Consider the following 17911-nt stretch of genomic DNA (forward strand, 5'->3'; position numbering starts at 1 on the left):
GTAGATCTCAAGCATATGAACGTAACGATTTTGCATGGCTACAGTGCGTCCAACTCCGGTGACGGTCTGCTCGTGGATCTGGCCATTGCCTTGGTGCAGCGAAACTTTGGCGACGACACCGCGATCAGTGTCGTGGCCTCCGATCCAGAATCCTTCAGCTACTTGCCGCACCCGCGCTTTGACGCGCCAGTGATGGCGGCCAAGGGTTTGGGCCGGGTCAAGCAAGCGGTATTCCTCAACCAGTCCTACGCCGGACTTGCCGATCTGTTGAAGAAAACCGATCTGATCGTCGGCGTCGGTGGCGGATACATGCGCTCGAAAAGCGCCTTCGAACACATCAAGTTGAAACTCGGTCACGCCAAGCAACTGGAAACCGCGATTCTCAGCAAAGTGCCGTCGGTCTACCTGCCGCAAAGCATTGGCCCGTTCCACGGCGAGAGCAGCAAGATCGTCGAGCATTACGCCAGCGCCGATGCGGTGTTTGTGCGTGACAACAGGTCGTCGGCGATTTTCGATGCCTGCGAAAATGTCTACCGTGCGCCGGATCTGGCGGTCCAGTCCCTGGCGAGCAAAATCCTCCAGCAACCCAAGTTCACCCGCTGCGCTTCGTCGCCGGCCACGGTGTGTGTGGTGCTGCGCAAGCCGCCGGAGTGGAGCAAGGAAAAGAAGGTCGCTTATGTGGCCAACCTGAAGTTGCTGCTACAGCGCTTGAAGAACAAGAGCAAAGTGGTTTGCGCGGTGCAAAGCGCGGTGCGTGGTAACGATGACGGCGCGTTCTACCGCGAGTTGGGCATTACCGAAGACCTGCTGCCGTTGAAGGCGACGCTGGCCAAGTATCAGCCGGACCTGGTGATTTCCGTGCGCCTGCATGGCGCCATCGAATCGCTGCTCAGCGGCGTTCCGGCGTACCACATCAGCTACGAACGCAAAGGCTTCGGCGCCTATCAGGACATGGGCGTGGAAGACTGGGTGATCAACGGCGGCGACATTGATGTCGATACCATTATCAACACGGTCTACGCACCGAACGCACTGTCCGGTTTCGGCAAACGTCTGACCGACACCTGTCGCGAGATCGAAGCGAAAACCGTGGCCATGGACGACATCATCAAAGGTGTCGTTCGATGATATTTCGGCTGTTGCTTCGCGGCGGGGCATTAGGCGCGAAGTTTTTGCTGGTGTTGGCCATCACCCATTACCTGGGCTATGAGGCGCTGGGCTTTTATGGCGTGGTGGTCGCGGCTTCGTTGATCGCTTCGAAGTTCTACAGCGTCGGGTTCAGTTCCGAGATCAATCGGTTGATCAGCGTCGGGGGGACTTCGCGGCGGGTGGTCGACAAGGTTTTGCTGCTGTATCTCGCGGTAGGGTTAGTACTGTCGGTGGTGACGGTGCTGATTTACTCGCTGTTCCAGCAAGTCGAGGCAACGACTGCGCTGATCCTCTGCGTGACGCTGGTTCTGCTGACCGAACACCTGTCTTTCGAAATCAATTCCTTCGTGTTTTCCGCGCAGAAAGCCACGGCGGGTGCGCTGCTGTTTTTCGTCAAGACCGGCCTTTGGGCCGTGCTGGCGGTAGGCGGGATGATGCTGGGCTGGGTGTCCGGGATTGCCAGCGTACTGTGGCTCTGGGTAGCCGCCAACGTGCTGGTGATCATCGCCGGTTACCTGATTGTGGTGCACGTGCACAAAGGCCGGGAGGCCGGCTCGCTGGCCACGGCCACCGTGTGGAAAGCCGGGTTGCCGTTCTATCTCGGCACCGGGTTGATCGCGTTGAGCCAGTATGCCGAGCGCTTTCTGATCATCGATCTGGAACCCTACGCCAGCCTCGGTAAATATGTGTACGCGTGGTCGGCGGCCAACACCTTGCAAGCGTTGTCCTACGCGGTGGTGGCGGTGGTCGGAATTCCGGTGCTGGCCAAGCGTTTTCAGGCGGATCAACAGCCGTTCACGGTCAGGCAGTTGTTCGTCAACAAATGGGTCATGCGCTCGCTGGTGGTGTCTGCCGCGGTGGCGGTGCTGATTTATCTGTTTTTCAATGTCGTCCTTGATTACGTTGGCGCGGCAGTGCCGCGGCCGGACAACGCCATCCTCGGCGTGTTGATATTTTCCTTCGCCCTGCGCGCCATCGGCGACATCGTCTGGGGTGGGTTGATCGCCTCAAAAAACAGTCGGGTGTCATTGGCGAGCGCGGTCATCTGCCTGCTGGTTTCAGTGCCGGTCAGCTACCTGCTGATCAAACACTATTCGATCTACGGTGCTGCCTGGGGCAACGTCTTCGCGATCGTTGTGCAGCTCGCTGCGATTGCTCTGCTGACCCGTGTGACCGGCGCGAAAAAGGCTGCTCTGTCATGGGCCTGAAGCTGCCGTGCATCGAGTTTCGCGGCAAGAAACTCGACTCGTCGATTTCGTTTCTGATCCTGTTCACCGGGTTGTTTCTGTCGGTGGCCATGCCACTGTTGGTCCCGCGTGATCCCGGCCCGGATGCCATGACGTTGTGGTCGTCCTATGCGCGCGCCGACAACTGCAACTTCTGGAACCCGTTCTCGCCGGATCGCTCTTCTTATGAGTGCTCGGCCTTTCTGCTGCGGCCCACCGGGATCAACCTGACCAATGCCTGGGCCTACGGCATGTTCTGCAATTTTTTCCTCACGGCGATTCCGGTGGTGGTATTCCGCCGCATGCCGTTGGCGATCTTCGGCACCCTGTGTCTGTGGGGCATCGTTCGCTCGTTTTTCCTTGAGAACCTGACCAAGGAAATCATTGTGTCGGTAGCGGTGTTGAGCATTTTGCTCAGCTCGTTGACGCACAAATATCGCGGCGGGTTTTTCCTCTCGGCGGTGATCTACGGCGTGCTGATCCGGCCTTACTGGATTCTGTTTTCACTGTCCTGGGTCGGCGTCTGCGTGATGAAGAAGTACGTCTCGCGCTTCACTTTCTTCCTGATGCTGTTCCTGTTCTACCTGGCGGTCGCCATGGCGATCCAGGTGGCGCTCGGGTTTCCGGTGTCGTCGATTCGCGCCAGTAACAACGAACTGCGAACGGCGGGTGAGGAGGGGTCGAAGTCGTTGATCGTCTCGTGGCTCAGCGGCAGCGATTTTGTCTCGCAGGCCCTGGACTCGATGATCATCTTCTTCCGGCTGTCGTTTCCCGTGGAGCTGATCCTGCTGTCCGGACCGGGCCAGGTGATCTTCGTGGCGTTGATGATCATGACCGCGTTGCTGCTGTTCAAAGTCATCACCTCGACCGATTACAAAGGCGCACCGATCCAGACCAAACCCAAGGAACTGATCGCGATTCCGCTGGCGTTTTTGCTGGTGCAAGGCTTGTTCGAACCGGATTTCGGCTCCTTCGCCCGGCACTTTTCCATGGTGGTGCCGGTGCTGTTTGTCGGCCTGGGATTGATGCTGCGGGCCAACAAACCGGTGCAGGTTGAATCAAGAATACTGAATTGAGGCAGGTGCTTTATGTCGAGCAAAAAAAAGTCCCTGGAGATAGAAACCCTGCGTGGCCTGGCGTGCCTGTTGCTGGTGCTCTACCACGTCATCGGCCCGTTGGGCGGCGGTTTGAAAATTGACCTGGGCTCGCCGTTCCGGGTGATCGCCGACTCGATGGTGTACGTGCGCATGCCGCTGTTCACCTTCATCTCGGGCTACATCTATTCCATCTACAAAATCCGCGGCAATGATTTTCCAGCGTTCTTCAGCGGCAAGGTGCGACGGTTGATCGTGCCGCTGTTTTGCGTGGGCGTGCCGTTTTCCGTATTGCAAGCGGTTGGCCCGGGGGTGAACAAGGACGTCAGTGTGATCGACGCGTTGTTGTCGTTCTGGGTGCCGATCAACCACTTCTGGTTCCTGCAGGCGGTGTTCATCATTTTCATGTTCGTCGGCTTGCTGGAGTGGCGTGGATTGCTGCGATCGGCGACGCGTTTGTACTTGTTGTTTGCCTTTGCGGCGGTGGTGTTCCTGTTGCCGCCGTTCAAGGTCGATGCGTTCGGCATCAACGGCGCGATCTACCTGCTGCCGTTCTTTGTGGCGGGGATGATTGGCCAGGAAAACGTCGAGGCATTGAAGCAGCGGTTCAAGATGATCGGTCCGCTGTTGTTCGTGGTGATCTCGCTGACGCTGCTGTACGTGGCGGCGGTGGATCGCGAGCTGATCGTCGATCGTCGCAGCCTGATCGGTTTGACGGTGGGCTGCGTGTCCTGCATCGCGTTGCTGTCCAGTGACGTGCGCTCGAAGTGGTTGACCTGGCTGGGCGGTTATTCCTATGCGATCTTCCTGTTCCATGTACTGTTCGCGGCCACTTCGCGGTTTGTCTTGGGGCGGTTGGGCGTGAAGGATGAAAGCCTTCTGGTGTTCGGTGGCGTGGCCAGTGGTTTGCTCGGGCCGGTGGTGTTGTCGATGATTTTCAGTCGGTTCAACTTCACCTCCGTGCTGTTTCTCGGCGAACGCGCAGCGAGCAAAAAAGCCCCGGCGAACATCGCTCCGGTGGCGCAGACTTGATGATTGTCCGAGGGAAGGAAGCAGCGCATGTTGGCAGTTGATGACGTCCAGCCTGTTGCGGCGTCGGTGGTCGAGGTGGGTGACGCCCGCGAGCGTTTTGCTCAGTGGCGCGAAGGCAAGGCAGGCAAGGTTCTGTCGATCTCGGTGATCGGCGACAGCTACAGCGCCGGGCAGGATTTCTATCTGAATAAACTGGTGCAGCGCGTGTCCGGGGAGGTCGGGTTTGCCGGCCCTGGCTACGTCGGCTTCAACCACGGTGCGGCCCTTGGCGGTACGCATTTCAAGTACACCCGCAGCAGCGAAAAGTATTTTGGCGGCGACTGGCAGGTGTCCGGCCTCGGCCAGGCCAGCCCCGACAGCCGCACGGTGACGGGGCGCCCCGGCGCCTGGCTGCAGATCGATGCCAGCCCGACGCCGTCGATCAACACCGCTGTTACCCAGGCAAAATTGCTTTACCTGGGCAACGGCGAGCCCAGCGAGATTCGCTATCGCTGGACGCCATCGCAAGACTGGCGACCCTTGACGCTCGGCGGCTCTGGGGTGCAGGAAGTGCCGTTGCCCGACGCATCACAGGCAGCGGACTGGGCGTTCAGGCTGGAGGTGGTGAAAGGCGCGCCGACTCTGTTCGGCCTGTGGATGAGCAACGATCAGGGCGGCGTGCGGGTTTCCAAACTGGCGGCGTCCGGCGCGGCGTCCGCTGACTTCTACCACAGCGACAGCCCCTGGCAGACGCAGTGGAAAGCGGTGGTGTCGAAGATCCCGGCGGACATTTATCTGATCATGCTCGGGGGCAACGATCAGGGCTTCGGCGTGAAGCCCGAGCAGTATCTGAAAAACGTTCAAGGGCTGGTGGGGATGATTCGCGAGATCCAGCCGGCGGCGAGCGTCAACCTGATCCTGCGACAGGAAACCACACGCTCCAGTGCCTATCCGATGTCGGCGTATGCGCAGGTGTTGGAGCCATGGGCGCGCGCGGAGCATCTCGGTTACGCCGATCTGCAGTGCGCGTTCGGCAGCGACGTCAAACGCTACGCCGCCTCCATGATCGGTCCGGACAAGATTCATCCGGTTCCGGCCACGGGTGGACGGCTGATTGCCGATTACTTCTATCGCTGGATGGTGGGCGGGCAGGAGCGCTGCGATTGGGGCTTGAAGTAGGCGCTGGCGCAGTGTTCAGCGTTTCTCGAAGGCGTCCAGGTGACTTAGCAGCTCTGCGGTTTTGAGCGGCATCAATTGTGTCGCGCAACGGGTTTCCACATTGATGATGATGGCCGGGTCGTTGCAGCAAATGCGAACCCGGAACCGCCAGTCACTGAAAATTACTTTGAGACCATCGCGGTCATCCACTTCCAGAGCCTGCTCGCCATAGAGCTTTTTCAAGTGGGCGAGGAGAGGGTAGGGGTCGCGTAGCGGGCGGCGGATGTCGCCCGATGAGGGAAACATGCCGATCCGCTCCACCAACAGCGTGGTGCCCAACCATGGCTCGTTCGCGCTGGGTAGCGGCTGATGGCGCGATAACCAGGTCATCACGCCGAGGTTGCCCACCTCCAGTTCAATGTCTGCCGAGTGTTTTGCATTGTTCATGATGGCCTGCCTGAGTGAAAAGTGGGCGTGATTGTGCGTGCAGCAATGAGTCAGGGTGGGTCGTCAAAGGCCCTTGAGGTACACGTTGTCGTAGCAGAAATTGGTCGCCTCGAGATAACCCTCGGCGCCGCCGCAATCGAAGCGCATGCCTTTGAACTTGTAGGCCAGCACGCAACCGTTCTGCGCCTGTTTCATCAACGCGTCGGTGATCTGGATTTCCCCACCTTTGCCAGGTTGGGTGTCGGCGATCAGATCAAAAATATCCGGCGTCAGGATGTAGCGGCCGATGATCGCCAGGTTGGATGGCGCGTCTTGCGGGCTGGGTTTTTCCACCATGTTGTTGACCCGGTAGATGCCTTCGGAGATCAGCTCGCCAGCGATCACGCCGTACTTGTGGGTCTGGTCGTGTGGCACTTCCTGAATGGCCACGATCGAGCAGCGGAATTTCTTGTAGAGCTGGATCATTTGCGTGAGCACGCCGTCACCTTGCAGGTTCAGGCACAGGTCATCGGCCAGCGCCACGGCGAAGGGTTCATCACCGATCAGCGGGCGGCCACTGAGAATCGCGTGACCCAGGCCCTTCATCTCGACCTGACGGGTATAGGAGAAGGTGCAGGTGTCGATGAGTTCGCGGGTGCCAGCGAGGAATTTCTCTTTCTCGGTGCCACGAATCTGGTGCTCAAGTTCATAGCTGATGTCGAAGTGGTCTTCCAGTGCGCGCTTGCCCCGACCGGTCACGATTGCCATGTGCTGCAGGCCGGCGTCCCGTGCTTCTTCAACGGCGTACTCGATCAACGGCTTGTTGACGATCGGCAGCATTTCCTTGGGCATGGCTTTAGTGGCCGGCAAGAAACGCGTGCCGTAGCCGGCAGCGGGGAACAAACATTTACGAATCATAAAAGTATCCTGGACAGTCACGGCGCACCATTAACGGCTGCGCGCAATAACAAGTGATTGCAAGTTCAATGATTATTGAAGGAGTACTTTAATACCCGAGTCGGGTTGTTAATGGCAATTAGCAGTGTGCGCAGAATGCGCCAATGTTATGAGATGTCGGCTTGTTAGTTGTTAGTTATTTTTAGTCGGTATCTGTTGATAGTGAGGAAAGCATCGGAGTGCTAATAAGTACCGGGCAATACAGTTTGACCTGCAAAAATATTTATTGCCAGTCGTTGAACTAAATTTGTTTTAGGTTGTTGTCGCCCTTATTTGTGTGGTTCACCACGCATCTTCAATACATGGGGCTTGACACGCTACTGAGTACTTATCTCTCTATGGACCGCACTATGAAAATTCTGGTAACGGGTGGAGCCGGATATATCGGCTCGCACACCACACTCGCACTGCTTGAAGCAGGCTATGAAGTTGTAGTGCTGGATAATCTTTGCAACAGCAGCGATGCGGCCTTGCATGCCGTGGAAGCCATATGCGGCAAGCGTGCACTGATGATTCGCGGCGATGTGTGCGATCGGGCTTTGCTGGACCGGATTTTTCGTGAGCACGCCATTGATGCGGTCCTGCATTTTGCCGGGCTCAAGGCGGTGGGTGAGAGCGTGCGCAAGCCGCTGGAGTATTACGAGACCAATGTCAGCGGCAGCATCACGCTGTGCCAGGCGATGGCCGCTGCCGGGGTGTTTCGTCTGGTGTTCAGCTCATCGGCCACGGTCTATGGCGCGCCGGAGCAGATGCCGATCCGCGAAGATTTCCCGACAGGCAACCCGACCAACCCCTATGGCCAATCAAAGCTGATCGTCGAAAACGTGCTGCGCGACCTGAGCCTCGCCGAACCGCGCTGGAGCATCGCCCTGTTGCGCTACTTCAACCCGATCGGCGCTCACGACAGTGGTCACATGGGGGAAGACCCCAACGGTATTCCCAATAACCTGGTGCCTTATATCAGCCAGGTGGCGGTCGGCAGCCTGCAGGAGTTGTCGATCTTCGGTAACGATTACCCCACGGTCGACGGCACTGGCGTACGTGACTACATCCACGTCGTGGACCTGGCGGACGGGCACCTCAAGGCATTGCAGTCCATCGCCGGGCGCACCGGTATCCACACCTGGAATCTCGGTACGGGCGATGGCTACAGCGTGATGCAAGTGCTGCGGGCTTTCGAGGAGGCGAGTGGGCAACCGGTGCCGTTTCGCATGATGCCGCGTCGTTCGGGTGATGTTGCCCAGAGCTGGGCCGACCCTTCCAAGGCAGCGAAAGAGCTGGGCTGGAAGGCGACGCGCAATTTGCAGGAAATGATGGCCGACACCTGGCGCTGGCAATCGAATCATCCCAAGGGTTATCTCGGATGATGTCGTTTTGGCCTAATGTTATTTCCAGTCAGGTTGTTAGATAACGTCGGGAAAATACACTGGAAATGCCTTTTGCATGTCCGTAGATATAAACCTGCCGTTTGACGTTTATCAGTCAGGTAGGACTGTGAATGAATGACGGATCTTGTTCGCACTTTTCGCGACTTGAACTCTACCAACTCTAACGGAACATCCGGTTTTAATCGGGTCGAATGTTAGAAAGGAGTTGATATGAAAAAAGTGATGGCGATTGCCTTGTTGACGATGTTCAGCAACTGGGCTGCCGCAGCTGAAACGCCGCTGACCGCGGTGACCAATGTAGGTGGCAGTGTAGCGGCTTCTCAAGCCCCTGCAGCGAGTACTGCAATGGTTGCCAGTGCAATAGCGGCGTCCAATAGCGGTGGCAGTGCCAACGGCGGTACCACCGGTACGACCGGTACCACCGGTACCACCGGCACGCATAACTAACAGACGTTTTTGTTAGTGCAGTACAGGGTCGCCCGACGCAAGTCGGGTGACTTCTTTTTAGATTCGCCCTTGAATAGCGTAGTGCCATTATGACTCGTAGTTTTTCTCTTTTAATGTTGGCAAGTCTCGCTTTACAAGGTTGCATGTTTTCCCCCGGCCAATACCTGAGCACCAGTGACATCACCCGCCAAGGGGCCAGTGAAAGCAGCCGGGTCGAGCTGATCCCGATTACCCCCAAGCTGATTTCCACCACCCGCGCCACGCAAAAGCGTGAGTCGCTGCCGGCGGAGCTGTTGGCGACTCCGCCCGAGTACCGCATCGGTAACAACGATGTCTTGTACATCACGGTCTGGGATCACCCTGAGCTGACAGCCCCGTCCGGCGCGCAACAACAGATCGATGCCAACGGCCGGCTGGTGCGCTCCGACGGCACGCTGTATTACCCGTACATCAAGGAAGTCCAGGCTGCCGGGCGTACGATCCAGCAACTGCGCGCAGACATCGAGCAACGGCTGTCGGCCTTCATCGCCGAGCCGCAGGTAGATGTCGCGGTGCTGCGTTTCGCCAGTCAGAAAGTCGTCGTGACTGGTGCCGTGACCAAGGGCGGTCCGCAAGCGATTTCCACCAATCCGCTGAGCGTGGTCGAGGCCCTCGGTTCCGCCGGCATCGATACCAACAACGCTGACTTGTCCGGCCTGACGCTGACGCGCAACGGCCGGGTGTATCCGCTCAATCTCGACTCGCTCAACCACCAGGATTCCGAGTTGCAGGGCGTCTATCTCAAGGGTGGCGATCAGTTGTATCTGCCGTACAACGACAACAAGCGTATCTACGTCATGGGCGAGGTCAACCAGCCGCGCGCATTGAGCTTCAAGACCGCCACCATGAACCTGTCTGATGTCCTCGGCTCGGTCGGCGGCTTGAGCCAGACCACTTCCAACGGCAACGCGGTGTACGTCATCCGCGGGGTTGAAAACCTGGACGTGGAGCCGGCGAAGATCTACCAGTTGAACGCTGAATCGCCGACAGCCATGGCGCTCGCCACGCACTTCGAAGTGCGCCCTCAGGACGTTGTCTATGTCGGGCCTGCCAATGTGACTCGCTGGAACCGCTTCATCAGCCAATTGGTGCCATCGGCGTCGATTGTCGGTACGGGTGCTTCCGCTGCGAAGAACTGGAGCGAATACAGTAACAACAGCAAATAAGGTCGCCGACTGTGAACACGTTGAAAGTTGGCGTCTGCCTGAGCGCGGCCCTGTTGTTGTGTGGCTGCAACCCGCTGATGAGCGCTTCGTTGAACAACCTCAAGTCGGCGGTGATCGGACCGGATGAGCTGGACGTGACCCCGGCCCAGGTGGCGGAGGTCAACTATCCGCAGATCAAACTGACCACGCCGACCGGCTCCGGGGTGTTGGCGCTGGTGCGCGAGCGTGAAGACCTGCAGTTCTGGGTCGCCTCCGGCAAACAAGTGTTGCTGCTGCGCAATGGCCTTGCCGTGCGCAGCATTGGCCTGGGCCTGGAGGGTGACCTGGACGGCACGCGTCTATCGGATACCTCACCGTTCAAGCAAGGCCTTCATCAAGTCGCCGATGGCTACACCTCCCGGCGCTGGATCGATCTCTACAAGGGCCAGGAAGTGGGGGTGATCGTTAACAGTCGCTTCTCCCGAAAATCCATGGATACCTTGACCATTCTCAACAAGGAATACAGCGTGCTGCGTGTCGATGAGCAGATTGATGCCCCGGCCATCGGCCTGCGGGCGACCAATCGTTATTGGGTCGATCCCGTCGACGGTTTCATTTTGCAGAGCGAGCAACAACTGACGTCGCAGTTGCGCGTCAGGATCGTGCAACTGACCCCCGACCGCAGGCATGTCCCGTGAAGCGCCTGAGAACGCTATCGGCGTGTTTACTGTTGATCACCAGCTTCAGTCAGGCAGCGGTCACTGTCAGCGGTGACGTCGCCAACCCCGGGCCGGTCGAGTTGCCGGCCGGCGGGCGCTTGCTCGATGTGATCAGCGTGGCCGTGCCCAATGCCGAAGGGTATTGGCTGGCGGGTGTCTTGTTGCGTCAGTCGTTGCTGGAAGAGCAGGCGCGGCTCAAGGCGGGCGTGTTGTTTGATCTGGACGTATTGCAGCGCATGGCTTCGCTCTTCGACAAACCAGGCCGTGCAGCGCTGGCACTGCGTTTGTCTGAGCAAGTGCGGCAGATGCCGGTCACCGGGCGGCAGATCGCCAATCTTGATCCGGTCGCGCTGGAAGTCGGCTTCGCGCGCAACATTCGTCTCGACGATGGCGATCGCCTGATTTACCCGAAACGTGTCGATGAAGTCGAAGTGCTCGGTGCTGTCGCGCAAACCTGCCACTTGCCCTATCAGCCGTTACTGGAGGCTCGCGAGTACCTGCAAGGTTGCACGCCGCTGGACGATGCCGAGGCCGATTACCTGTGGCTGATTCAGCCCGACGGTGGGGTCCGGCGGGTCGGTATTGCGCACTGGAATCGCCAGAGCGGTCACTTTCCCGTTGCCGGCAGCAAGATTCTGGTGCCAGTGAAAAATGATGATCTTGATCCGCCTGTCCCTGAACTGAATCAGCAGTTGGCCGAATTTATTGCCACGCAGCTGGCTGAGGTGGTTCGTTGAATTTACGTTTTGCAGCCGTATTGTTATTGCCGTGTGGTCTGGTCCATGCAGAGCCACGCATTACTCAGAATGACTTTGGTGGCGCTGGCTTGTGGCAAACGCCGACCGCGCGAATGTTGCCGGCCGGTGAGTTGAGCGTGAATGCCAATCGCACCGATCCCTACAGCCGGTACAGCGTGTCGCTCCAGCCGTTTGAATGGCTGGAAGGCTCGTTCCGCTATACCGCCATCACCAACCGCCCTTATGGCCCCGACTCGCTGAGTGGCAGCCAGAGCTACAAGGACAAGGCGGTCGACCTCAAAGCCCGACTCTGGGAAGAAAGCCATTGGGCGCCGGAAGTGGCGCTGGGCTTTCGAGACATCGGTGGTACGGGTCTGTTCTCCAGTGAGTTTGTGGTCGCCAACAAGCGCTATGACAATTTCGATTTCAGTGCCGGTATTGCCTGGGGTTACATCGGCAATCGCGGCGACTTCGACAACCCGCTGGGCGAGCTCGCTGACCGCTACAACACCCGGCCCGAAAGCGAAGGTACCGGCGACGTCAACGCCGGTTCGTACTTTCGCGGCAAGCCTTCGCTGTTCGGCGGCGTGAGCTACCAGACGCCATGGGATCGACTCAGCCTGAAACTGGAATACGAAGGCAACGATTACAAGCACGAGCCGAAGGACAACGAGATCAAGCAGGACTCGCCAATCAACCTCGGTGCGGTGTTCAAACTGACCGACTCGATCGACGTCAGCGCAGCGTGGGAGCGCGGCAACACCGCCATGTTCGGTGTCACCTTCCACACCAACTTCGTCAGCCGCAAAGCACCGGCAAAAAATTTCGACCCACCGGCCGAACCGTTGCCGGCTAAAAAGCCGAGCACGGAAATGGAGCAGGTCAATTGGGCCGATGTGTCCCGACGCCTGCAGCAAAATGCCGGCTACAAGGTCGAGCGCATCAGCCAGCGCGGGTCGGAGTTGTTCGTCTATGGCGAACAGCAGCGCTATTTCCATTCGGCCAAGGCGGTGGGGCGCGCGAGCCGGATTCTGGACAACAGCGTCAACGACGATATCGACTGGTTCACCGTGGTAAACAAGCGTTACGACCTGCCGCTGGAAGAGACCAGCGTGCCGCGACAAACCTTCCGTGAAGTGATCAACAACGAGGAGCCATTGCAATCGCTGCACCGCACCACCGAGGTCAATCCGGCGATGCCGCACAACGAAAAAACCCTCTACACCGAAGCCGCTCAGCCATTCAGCTATGGCGTCGGGCTGGGCTTCAAGCAGAACGTCGGCGGCCCGGATGGCTTGCTCTATCAATTCAGTGCCGACGCGGACGCCGAGTACCGCTTCAACCGCAACACCTGGTGGAACGGATTGCTCAGTGCCAATCTGGCGAACAACTTTGACAAGTTCACCTATGACGCGCCCAGCGGCTTGCCCCGTGTGCGCACTGACTTGCGTCAATACCTGACAACCTCCGAAGTGACCATGCCGTTGTTCCAGGTCAGTCACGCCGAGCAGCTGGATAAAGACCTGTACGGCATGGTTTATGGCGGCTATCTGGAGTCGATGTTCGCCGGGGTAGGGGGCGAGGTGCTGTTTCGCCCGACCGGCCAGCGCTGGTCGCTGGGTGCTGACCTGAACTATGTCCGCCAGCGCGAATTCGATCAGGGTTTCGGTCTGCGAGATTATTCGATCGTCACGGGTCACATCACCGGCTACACCGACTTGCCGTTCGATACGCTTGCGGCGGTCAGCGTCGGTCGTTACCTGGCGGGTGACTGGGGCGGCACGCTGGATATCTCGCGGGAGTTTTCCAACGGTGTGCGGTTTGGCGCCTGGGCGACGATCACCACCGCCAGCGGCAACGAGTATGGCGAAGGTAGTTTCGACAAAGGCATCTACCTGTCCATCCCGTTCGACGAGTTGATGAGTATGTCGACCATGCGCCGCGCCAACCTCGTCTGGTCGCCACTGACCCGGGACGGCGGTGCGCGACTCAACCGCAGCTATCAGTTGCACTCCATGACCGACAGCCGCGACGACAACATGTTCTACCGCAACTTCGAGAAGATCACCGAGTAACCCTGTGGGAGCCTGCTCGCCATGGCTTTGGTACATTCAGCATTGATGTTGACTGACCCACCGCTATCGCGAGCAAGCTTGCTCCTACAATTGTTCGTCGGTGACACAACCATCGAACCCCACCCAAATCCTCTGTAGGAGCAAGCTTGCTCCTACAATTGTTCGTCGGTGACATAGCCCTGGAGCCTCACCCAAATCTTCTGTAGGAGCAAGCTTGCTAGCGATGGCGTCGGCCCACCAAACATGGATGCCAGCTGACCCACCGCTATCGCGAGGGCAACTACCAACCCCAAATCCCAGCCACAAAAAAGGGGACTTGCGTCCCCTTGCGGTGTTGCGTCGTGCAACGCTAAACCCTCAGTAAATGTCCTTCGACAGCAGCGTAAAGGGCGTCTTCACCAGAATCTTCAAGTCCAGCCACAACGACCAGTTGTTGATGTACTTGAGGTCAATCTCTACACGCTTCTGCATCTTGTCGATGGTGTCGGTCTCGCCACGGCAGCCGTTGATCTGTGCCAGGCCGGTGATGCCCGGTTTGATTCGGTGGCGCGCCATGTACGCGAGAATTTTCCCGGAGTAGTAGTTGTTATGCGCAACCGCGTGTGGCCGTGGGCCAACCAGTGCCATATGGCCTTGCAGCACGTTGAACAATTGCGGCAGTTCATCCAGCGAAGTGCGGCGGATGAAGCGGCCGACGGCGGTGATACGTGAATCGTTGCGGCTCGCCTGCTTGACCTCTTTATCATCGTGGACACGCATCGAACGGAACTTCCAGACCTGAATCACCTTGCCGTTCCAGCCATGACGATCCTGCTTGAAGAACACCGGGCCCGGCGAGTTGAGTTTCACCGCCAGTGCAATGACCAGCAGTACCGGGCTCAACAGGATAATGGCCAGCAGTGCCACGCTTTTTTCTACCAGGCTTTTGCTCAGCGCAGCGGTCGGGCGGCTGGTCAGCGGGCTTTCATTCAAGTAGATCGCCGGCAGGCCGTCCACGACTTTCACCGAGTGATTGAGCAGCGTCAGGCTGTTCAAGTCCGGCACCCACACCACGTCAACGTTGGCACCGAGCAAATCGACATACATGGCTTCGATTTTTGCCGCTTCCGACAAGGGCAGGGTGATGTACAGGCGACGGATGTCATGGGTCTTGATCAGCTCGAGCAGATCTTCCTGAGCGCCGACAATGCTCGGTGCGCCCGGCTCCAGCGAGGGAACGTCGCCATTGCTGACCAGGCCTACCAGTGGCAGGTTTTCAAGATCGCTCAGCTTGTTTGCCAGCCCCAGGGCCAGCTCGCCGGTGCCGACGATCAGGGTTTTATGCTCGCTTTTGCGCGAACGCTGGTAGAACTTCGAAAAAGCATGCAGCGGCGCATACAACAGTGCCTGACCCAGGAAGCCGTATACCGCCCAGCCAAGAATCACCTGCCGTGAAAACAGCTCATCGGCCTTGCAGATAAACGCAATACAAGCCAGTGCAGCCATGGTCATGGACCAGCCCATGAACAGACGTCCCAGCCCCGTCAGGTAGTTGTCTCTTTTTCGATATACGCCACTGAACGTGTAAGCCGGAACCGAGGCAAGTACGGCCAGCGTTGCGCACATCCGGTAGTAGAACTCGACCGATCCTGTGTGTCGCTCCGCCAGTATGAACAACAATGAAACAACAAAGCCCTGTGCCAGCGCCCATTGGCCCCAGAATGTAAGTCCCTTGAGGCCGGTGTTTCGATTGATACGAAGAGTAAGGTCCATACGCTATCCCCAGAAAACGTCCATTCAGGTTTCGACAGTTGAAATCCGAGTTGTTAAGTAGACTTATTGTTGTTGTTAGAGCGAGTGTCCTGAGGTAACAACGCCGGTATGCGGAACTGTCGTCAGTCAATAGACTAAGTTATTGATAGGGATGCTGTCTGACGAGTTCTAACAAGATGGCAAAGTGCAACTAGCAAGAAAATATAAATAAGCGGGCGTTAGAATTGGTCGACGAGCAGGGGGTGAATAAATGGTGTTGTATTGGGTATTGTAGGAGGGGTGGAGGCAGGAGGGTGTTAGAGGAAAGGTAAAACAAACAGAGTGCTATTTTTATTGTTGTTGCACTGTTGTTTGATTGGGTCAGGCGCTCAGCACACCACTTCCTGGATCAGGCAGTAGCCGCGGTTTCTTACCGCGCGAAACAGGCGTTCACCCTTGCTGGCACTTTTGAATTTGTCTTGAAGACGACTCAGGCACATTTCCAGGCCGCGGTATTGTTCCGGCTCCCGGCCGATACTCAGGATCAGCTCATCCCGACTGACGACGCGTTCTTCATGATGAAGCATTTTCTTGACCAGTGCAGTTTCCAGTCCGGTCAGGCTTATCTCGACATCCTCTTTAACCAGTGCACCTTGATCATTATCAAGTTGCCAGACTTCGCTGCAAGGAGCATTACCCTCGATTGTTTGGGCGGCGCCACTGGCGTCAGCCATGATGGCCGGCTTACTGTGGAAAGGATTTTCTGATTGTGCTGCCAACCATTCGGACTCAAGGGTGGCCAATATTTTCTGCGTATCGTGTTCGATACTCTGCGCAACTTTTTTCCTTGTCACGCTTGGGTAAGAGAACTCCATCAGCACGGGGGCGGAAGAGGGCGAGGCAACTCCTTCAACAAACATTTGTGCCTGGGAGGTCCCAAATGAGTTGAATCGCTCGCTGGACAGAATGGTCTCTAGTTCACGTTGCGACGTTGTGCTGTGGGTTACGACGACGAAATATTTCCTTGGGAGGGGGGTACTAATTTCCATGTCTCTCTCCTGAAGTACGCACCAAATTTGGCAAAAAAATGATCGGCAGGGGAGTAAAGACTCCCTCGGAAGTAATCGAAAGGCAGGGTTTGGGCCCAAAATTGGCCCTCGATGGGTTCCACACGATCTGCTATAGAGTGACTTCTTATTGTTATGGTTCAGTGTTGCCACGGTCATGGAGTCGATAAATTGGCATGAAGTATAAGAGACAAATCAAACAAGGAAACCGATATCTTCGTATAGTTTAAAAAACATTTCCTTAGATGATATCAAAAAGCCTTTGAATGGCTGGCTCAGGCAGTCGATATCAGCCCTCTCATCAGGCGGTATCCGTAGCCTCGAATGCTCTGGATGGCGTTTGTACCGTACACGTCTTTGATTTTTCCGCGCAAGCGACTGATGGATTTTTCCAGTGCTCTGGGGTCGTAGAAATTGGTGTTGAGCCCCATGATAGCGGCGATTTCATCGTGACTTAGTATGTGATTACTGGTTTGCGCAAATGCTTCCAGGATCTTCATCTCGGCAAATGAAATATCCAGTTTTTTGCGGCTGCCCATTAGGCAGATACGAGTAGGGTCCAATATCAGATTGATATCTCTTTGCCATTCTTCACTGTTGAAGAAATCGGCAAGTAGCTCTGAGCCTTCATCAGATAAGGCGTTGAACTTGAGACAAAAGTCGGCCCCTGCCAGATAGTATTTCATCTTGTTGGGGGTACCACGGCCGGTAATGACCGCACATATGATGGGCTTTAAATGGGCATTACGCAGGTTTTCGACTACCGCAAGGCTCTCCTCGAGGGCCTGCGGGCTATCGATGATGATGAAGATGGCTCGATACGAACCGAGGTGCTCGTTCTTCTTATATGAAAGAGTGTACGAACTGACATCAAGTGCTATATCGGTTCCCACGTGCCTTGCGACTAGCGCTCTAAAATGTTCAGCCACGCCACGCGTCCGGCCCAGGGTGAGAACACCGGGTTCGTCGTTTGTCTGGCGCAGGCTTCTAGTCGCTAAGTTCCCTGTAAGCATCATGCATTGACTCGAATAGGTGCTGACATCGGGATGTTAAAGCACCGGTTCTCGTCTGTGACTGACAATTGGTAACATTTAAGCGAATTTTAGACGTGGCTCCCGAGTTTTCTAACAATAATTAAGCTTTTCAAGCTTTTAGTTGATTTTCTCGGCGCACTGAACTAGTGAAAATAGCTCGTTAGATGGTGGCATTGTGGAATTGTGCCACTATTTTGAGTCTATGGCGATTTCTTTTTCATGTCCTTTTGCCACTGTTTGTAGCCTGCGTGCCACAATTCGTGAAAATTTAGGCCATTCGCGTAAAAATACAAATAGTGTGAGCTTGATCACGTTTTAATGAGTGAGCTCGTAATCTCGCCTAATTAGAAAATTACTACTGCTGAAGTGGCCAGTCGGACGATTCTTAACATGGCTTGAGTGTATTGTTTGATAAGACATATTCTCCGTCGCTGGGTCGGGCAATGGGTGTCAATTTGCCAGTTGCCCAAGGGTCAGTTGCTCAATACCTGAAGATAGTTAACGGGGC

General features: G+C 56.8%; 16 protein-coding genes. 11 read left to right on the forward strand and 5 right to left on the reverse strand.

Annotated elements, in window-relative coordinates; translation table 11 throughout:
- Nucleotides 1–15 precede the first annotated feature (15 nt).
- The 5 genes from M5G20_RS00810 to M5G20_RS00830 are packed head-to-tail and all read left to right on the forward strand — an operon-like array spanning nt 16 to nt 5659.
- On the forward strand, nt 16–1128 hold the full coding sequence (locus tag M5G20_RS00810; protein WP_075945967.1) for a polysaccharide pyruvyl transferase family protein: 1113 nt from the start codon (nt 16–18) through the stop codon (nt 1126–1128).
- Nucleotides 1125–2357, forward strand: coding sequence for a polysaccharide biosynthesis C-terminal domain-containing protein (locus M5G20_RS00815; protein WP_273917473.1), 1233 nt, complete (start codon nt 1125–1127; stop codon nt 2355–2357). The genes M5G20_RS00810 and M5G20_RS00815 overlap by 4 nt, the downstream gene beginning before the upstream one ends.
- Nucleotides 2348–3451: a hypothetical protein gene (locus M5G20_RS00820; protein ID WP_075945965.1), complete on the forward strand. Its 1104-nt coding sequence runs from the start codon at nt 2348–2350 to the stop codon at nt 3449–3451. Before M5G20_RS00815 ends, M5G20_RS00820 begins: the two co-directional genes overlap by 10 nt.
- Nucleotides 3452–3463: 12 nt before the next feature.
- Entirely contained in the window at nt 3464–4501 is a 1038-nt protein-coding gene (locus tag M5G20_RS00825) for an acyltransferase family protein (protein ID WP_273917474.1), read from the forward strand.
- 27 nt (nt 4502–4528) lie between these two features.
- A complete protein-coding gene (locus M5G20_RS00830) occupies nt 4529–5659 on the forward strand; it encodes an SGNH/GDSL hydrolase family protein (RefSeq protein ID WP_273917475.1) in 1131 nt (376 codons plus the stop codon).
- Nucleotides 5660–5674: 15 nt separating this feature from the next.
- Here M5G20_RS00830 and M5G20_RS00835 read toward each other — a convergent pair whose 3' ends face one another.
- The gene (locus M5G20_RS00835; protein ID WP_273917476.1) at nt 5675–6085 is read right to left on the reverse strand and encodes a mannose-1-phosphate guanylyltransferase; all 411 of its coding nucleotides are present in this window, start codon (nt 6083–6085) and stop codon (nt 5675–5677) included.
- 63 nt (nt 6086–6148) lie between these two features.
- Complete coding sequence (gene galU / locus M5G20_RS00840; RefSeq protein ID WP_075945961.1) at nt 6149–6982, reverse strand: UTP--glucose-1-phosphate uridylyltransferase GalU; 834 nt, start codon at nt 6980–6982, stop codon at nt 6149–6151.
- Nucleotides 6983–7371: 389 nt separating this feature from the next.
- On the opposite strand from galU, the gene galE reads away from it, so the two are divergent.
- From galE to M5G20_RS00870, 6 genes are all read left to right on the forward strand, one after another.
- A complete protein-coding gene (gene galE, locus M5G20_RS00845) occupies nt 7372–8388 on the forward strand; it encodes a UDP-glucose 4-epimerase GalE (protein WP_273917478.1) in 1017 nt (338 codons plus the stop codon).
- A 231-nt stretch (nt 8389–8619) separates the two neighbouring features.
- The gene (locus M5G20_RS00850; protein WP_150733320.1) at nt 8620–8856 is read left to right on the forward strand and encodes a hypothetical protein; all 237 of its coding nucleotides are present in this window, start codon (nt 8620–8622) and stop codon (nt 8854–8856) included.
- 143 nt (nt 8857–8999) lie between these two features.
- Nucleotides 9000–10061: a polysaccharide biosynthesis/export family protein gene (locus tag M5G20_RS00855; protein ID WP_273917479.1), complete on the forward strand. Its 1062-nt coding sequence runs from the start codon at nt 9000–9002 to the stop codon at nt 10059–10061.
- An 11-nt stretch (nt 10062–10072) separates the two neighbouring features.
- Entirely contained in the window at nt 10073–10738 is a 666-nt protein-coding gene (locus M5G20_RS00860) for a YjbF family lipoprotein (RefSeq protein ID WP_273917480.1), read from the forward strand.
- The gene (locus M5G20_RS00865) at nt 10735–11496 is read left to right on the forward strand and encodes a capsule biosynthesis GfcC family protein (protein ID WP_273917481.1); all 762 of its coding nucleotides are present in this window, start codon (nt 10735–10737) and stop codon (nt 11494–11496) included. The genes M5G20_RS00860 and M5G20_RS00865 overlap by 4 nt, the downstream gene beginning before the upstream one ends.
- Nucleotides 11493–13571 (forward strand): YjbH domain-containing protein, encoded by a 2079-nt coding sequence (locus M5G20_RS00870; protein ID WP_273917482.1) that lies wholly within the window; start codon nt 11493–11495, stop codon nt 13569–13571. The genes M5G20_RS00865 and M5G20_RS00870 overlap by 4 nt, the downstream gene beginning before the upstream one ends.
- Nucleotides 13572–13928: 357 nt before the next feature.
- Here M5G20_RS00870 and M5G20_RS00875 read toward each other — a convergent pair whose 3' ends face one another.
- The 3 genes from M5G20_RS00875 to M5G20_RS00885 all read right to left on the reverse strand — a co-directional run bounded on the left by M5G20_RS00875 (nt 13929) and on the right by M5G20_RS00885 (nt 17385).
- Nucleotides 13929–15323, reverse strand: a complete 1395-nt coding sequence (locus M5G20_RS00875) for an undecaprenyl-phosphate glucose phosphotransferase (protein WP_273917483.1) — start codon at nt 15321–15323, stop codon at nt 13929–13931.
- Nucleotides 15324–15691: 368 nt separating this feature from the next.
- Entirely contained in the window at nt 15692–16351 is a 660-nt protein-coding gene (locus M5G20_RS00880; protein WP_273917484.1) for a winged helix-turn-helix domain-containing protein, read from the reverse strand.
- 293 nt (nt 16352–16644) lie between these two features.
- Entirely contained in the window at nt 16645–17385 is a 741-nt protein-coding gene (locus M5G20_RS00885; RefSeq protein ID WP_273917485.1) for a winged helix-turn-helix domain-containing protein, read from the reverse strand.
- Nucleotides 17386–17911: the final 526 nt, after the last annotated feature.

The sequence above is a fragment of the Pseudomonas sp. TNT2022 ID1044 genome (assembly GCF_028656895.1).
GTDB classification, from domain to species: Bacteria; Pseudomonadota; Gammaproteobacteria; order Pseudomonadales; family Pseudomonadaceae; genus Aquipseudomonas; species Aquipseudomonas reinekei.

Bases quoted from the DNA above. Each gene is read 5' to 3' on its own strand.
- M5G20_RS00810 (WP_075945967.1), top strand. From the start codon at position 16: ATGAACGTAACGATTTTGCATGGCTACAGTGCGTCCAACTCCGGTGAC.
- M5G20_RS00815 (WP_273917473.1), top strand. From the start codon at position 1,125: ATGATATTTCGGCTGTTGCTTCGCGGCGGGGCATTAGGCGCGAAGTTT.
- M5G20_RS00820 (WP_075945965.1), top strand. From the start codon at position 2,348: ATGGGCCTGAAGCTGCCGTGCATCGAGTTTCGCGGCAAGAAACTCGAC.
- M5G20_RS00825 (WP_273917474.1), top strand. From the start codon at position 3,464: ATGTCGAGCAAAAAAAAGTCCCTGGAGATAGAAACCCTGCGTGGCCTG.
- M5G20_RS00830 (WP_273917475.1), top strand. From the start codon at position 4,529: ATGTTGGCAGTTGATGACGTCCAGCCTGTTGCGGCGTCGGTGGTCGAG.
- M5G20_RS00835 (WP_273917476.1), bottom strand. From the start codon at position 6,085: ATGAACAATGCAAAACACTCGGCAGACATTGAACTGGAGGTGGGCAAC.
- galU (WP_075945961.1), bottom strand. From the start codon at position 6,982: ATGATTCGTAAATGTTTGTTCCCCGCTGCCGGCTACGGCACGCGTTTC.
- galE (WP_273917478.1), top strand. From the start codon at position 7,372: ATGAAAATTCTGGTAACGGGTGGAGCCGGATATATCGGCTCGCACACC.
- M5G20_RS00850 (WP_150733320.1), top strand. From the start codon at position 8,620: ATGAAAAAAGTGATGGCGATTGCCTTGTTGACGATGTTCAGCAACTGG.
- M5G20_RS00855 (WP_273917479.1), top strand. From the start codon at position 9,000: ATGTTTTCCCCCGGCCAATACCTGAGCACCAGTGACATCACCCGCCAA.
- M5G20_RS00875 (WP_273917483.1), bottom strand. From the start codon at position 15,323: ATGGACCTTACTCTTCGTATCAATCGAAACACCGGCCTCAAGGGACTT.
- M5G20_RS00880 (WP_273917484.1), bottom strand. From the start codon at position 16,351: ATGGAAATTAGTACCCCCCTCCCAAGGAAATATTTCGTCGTCGTAACC.
- M5G20_RS00885 (WP_273917485.1), bottom strand. From the start codon at position 17,385: ATGATGCTTACAGGGAACTTAGCGACTAGAAGCCTGCGCCAGACAAAC.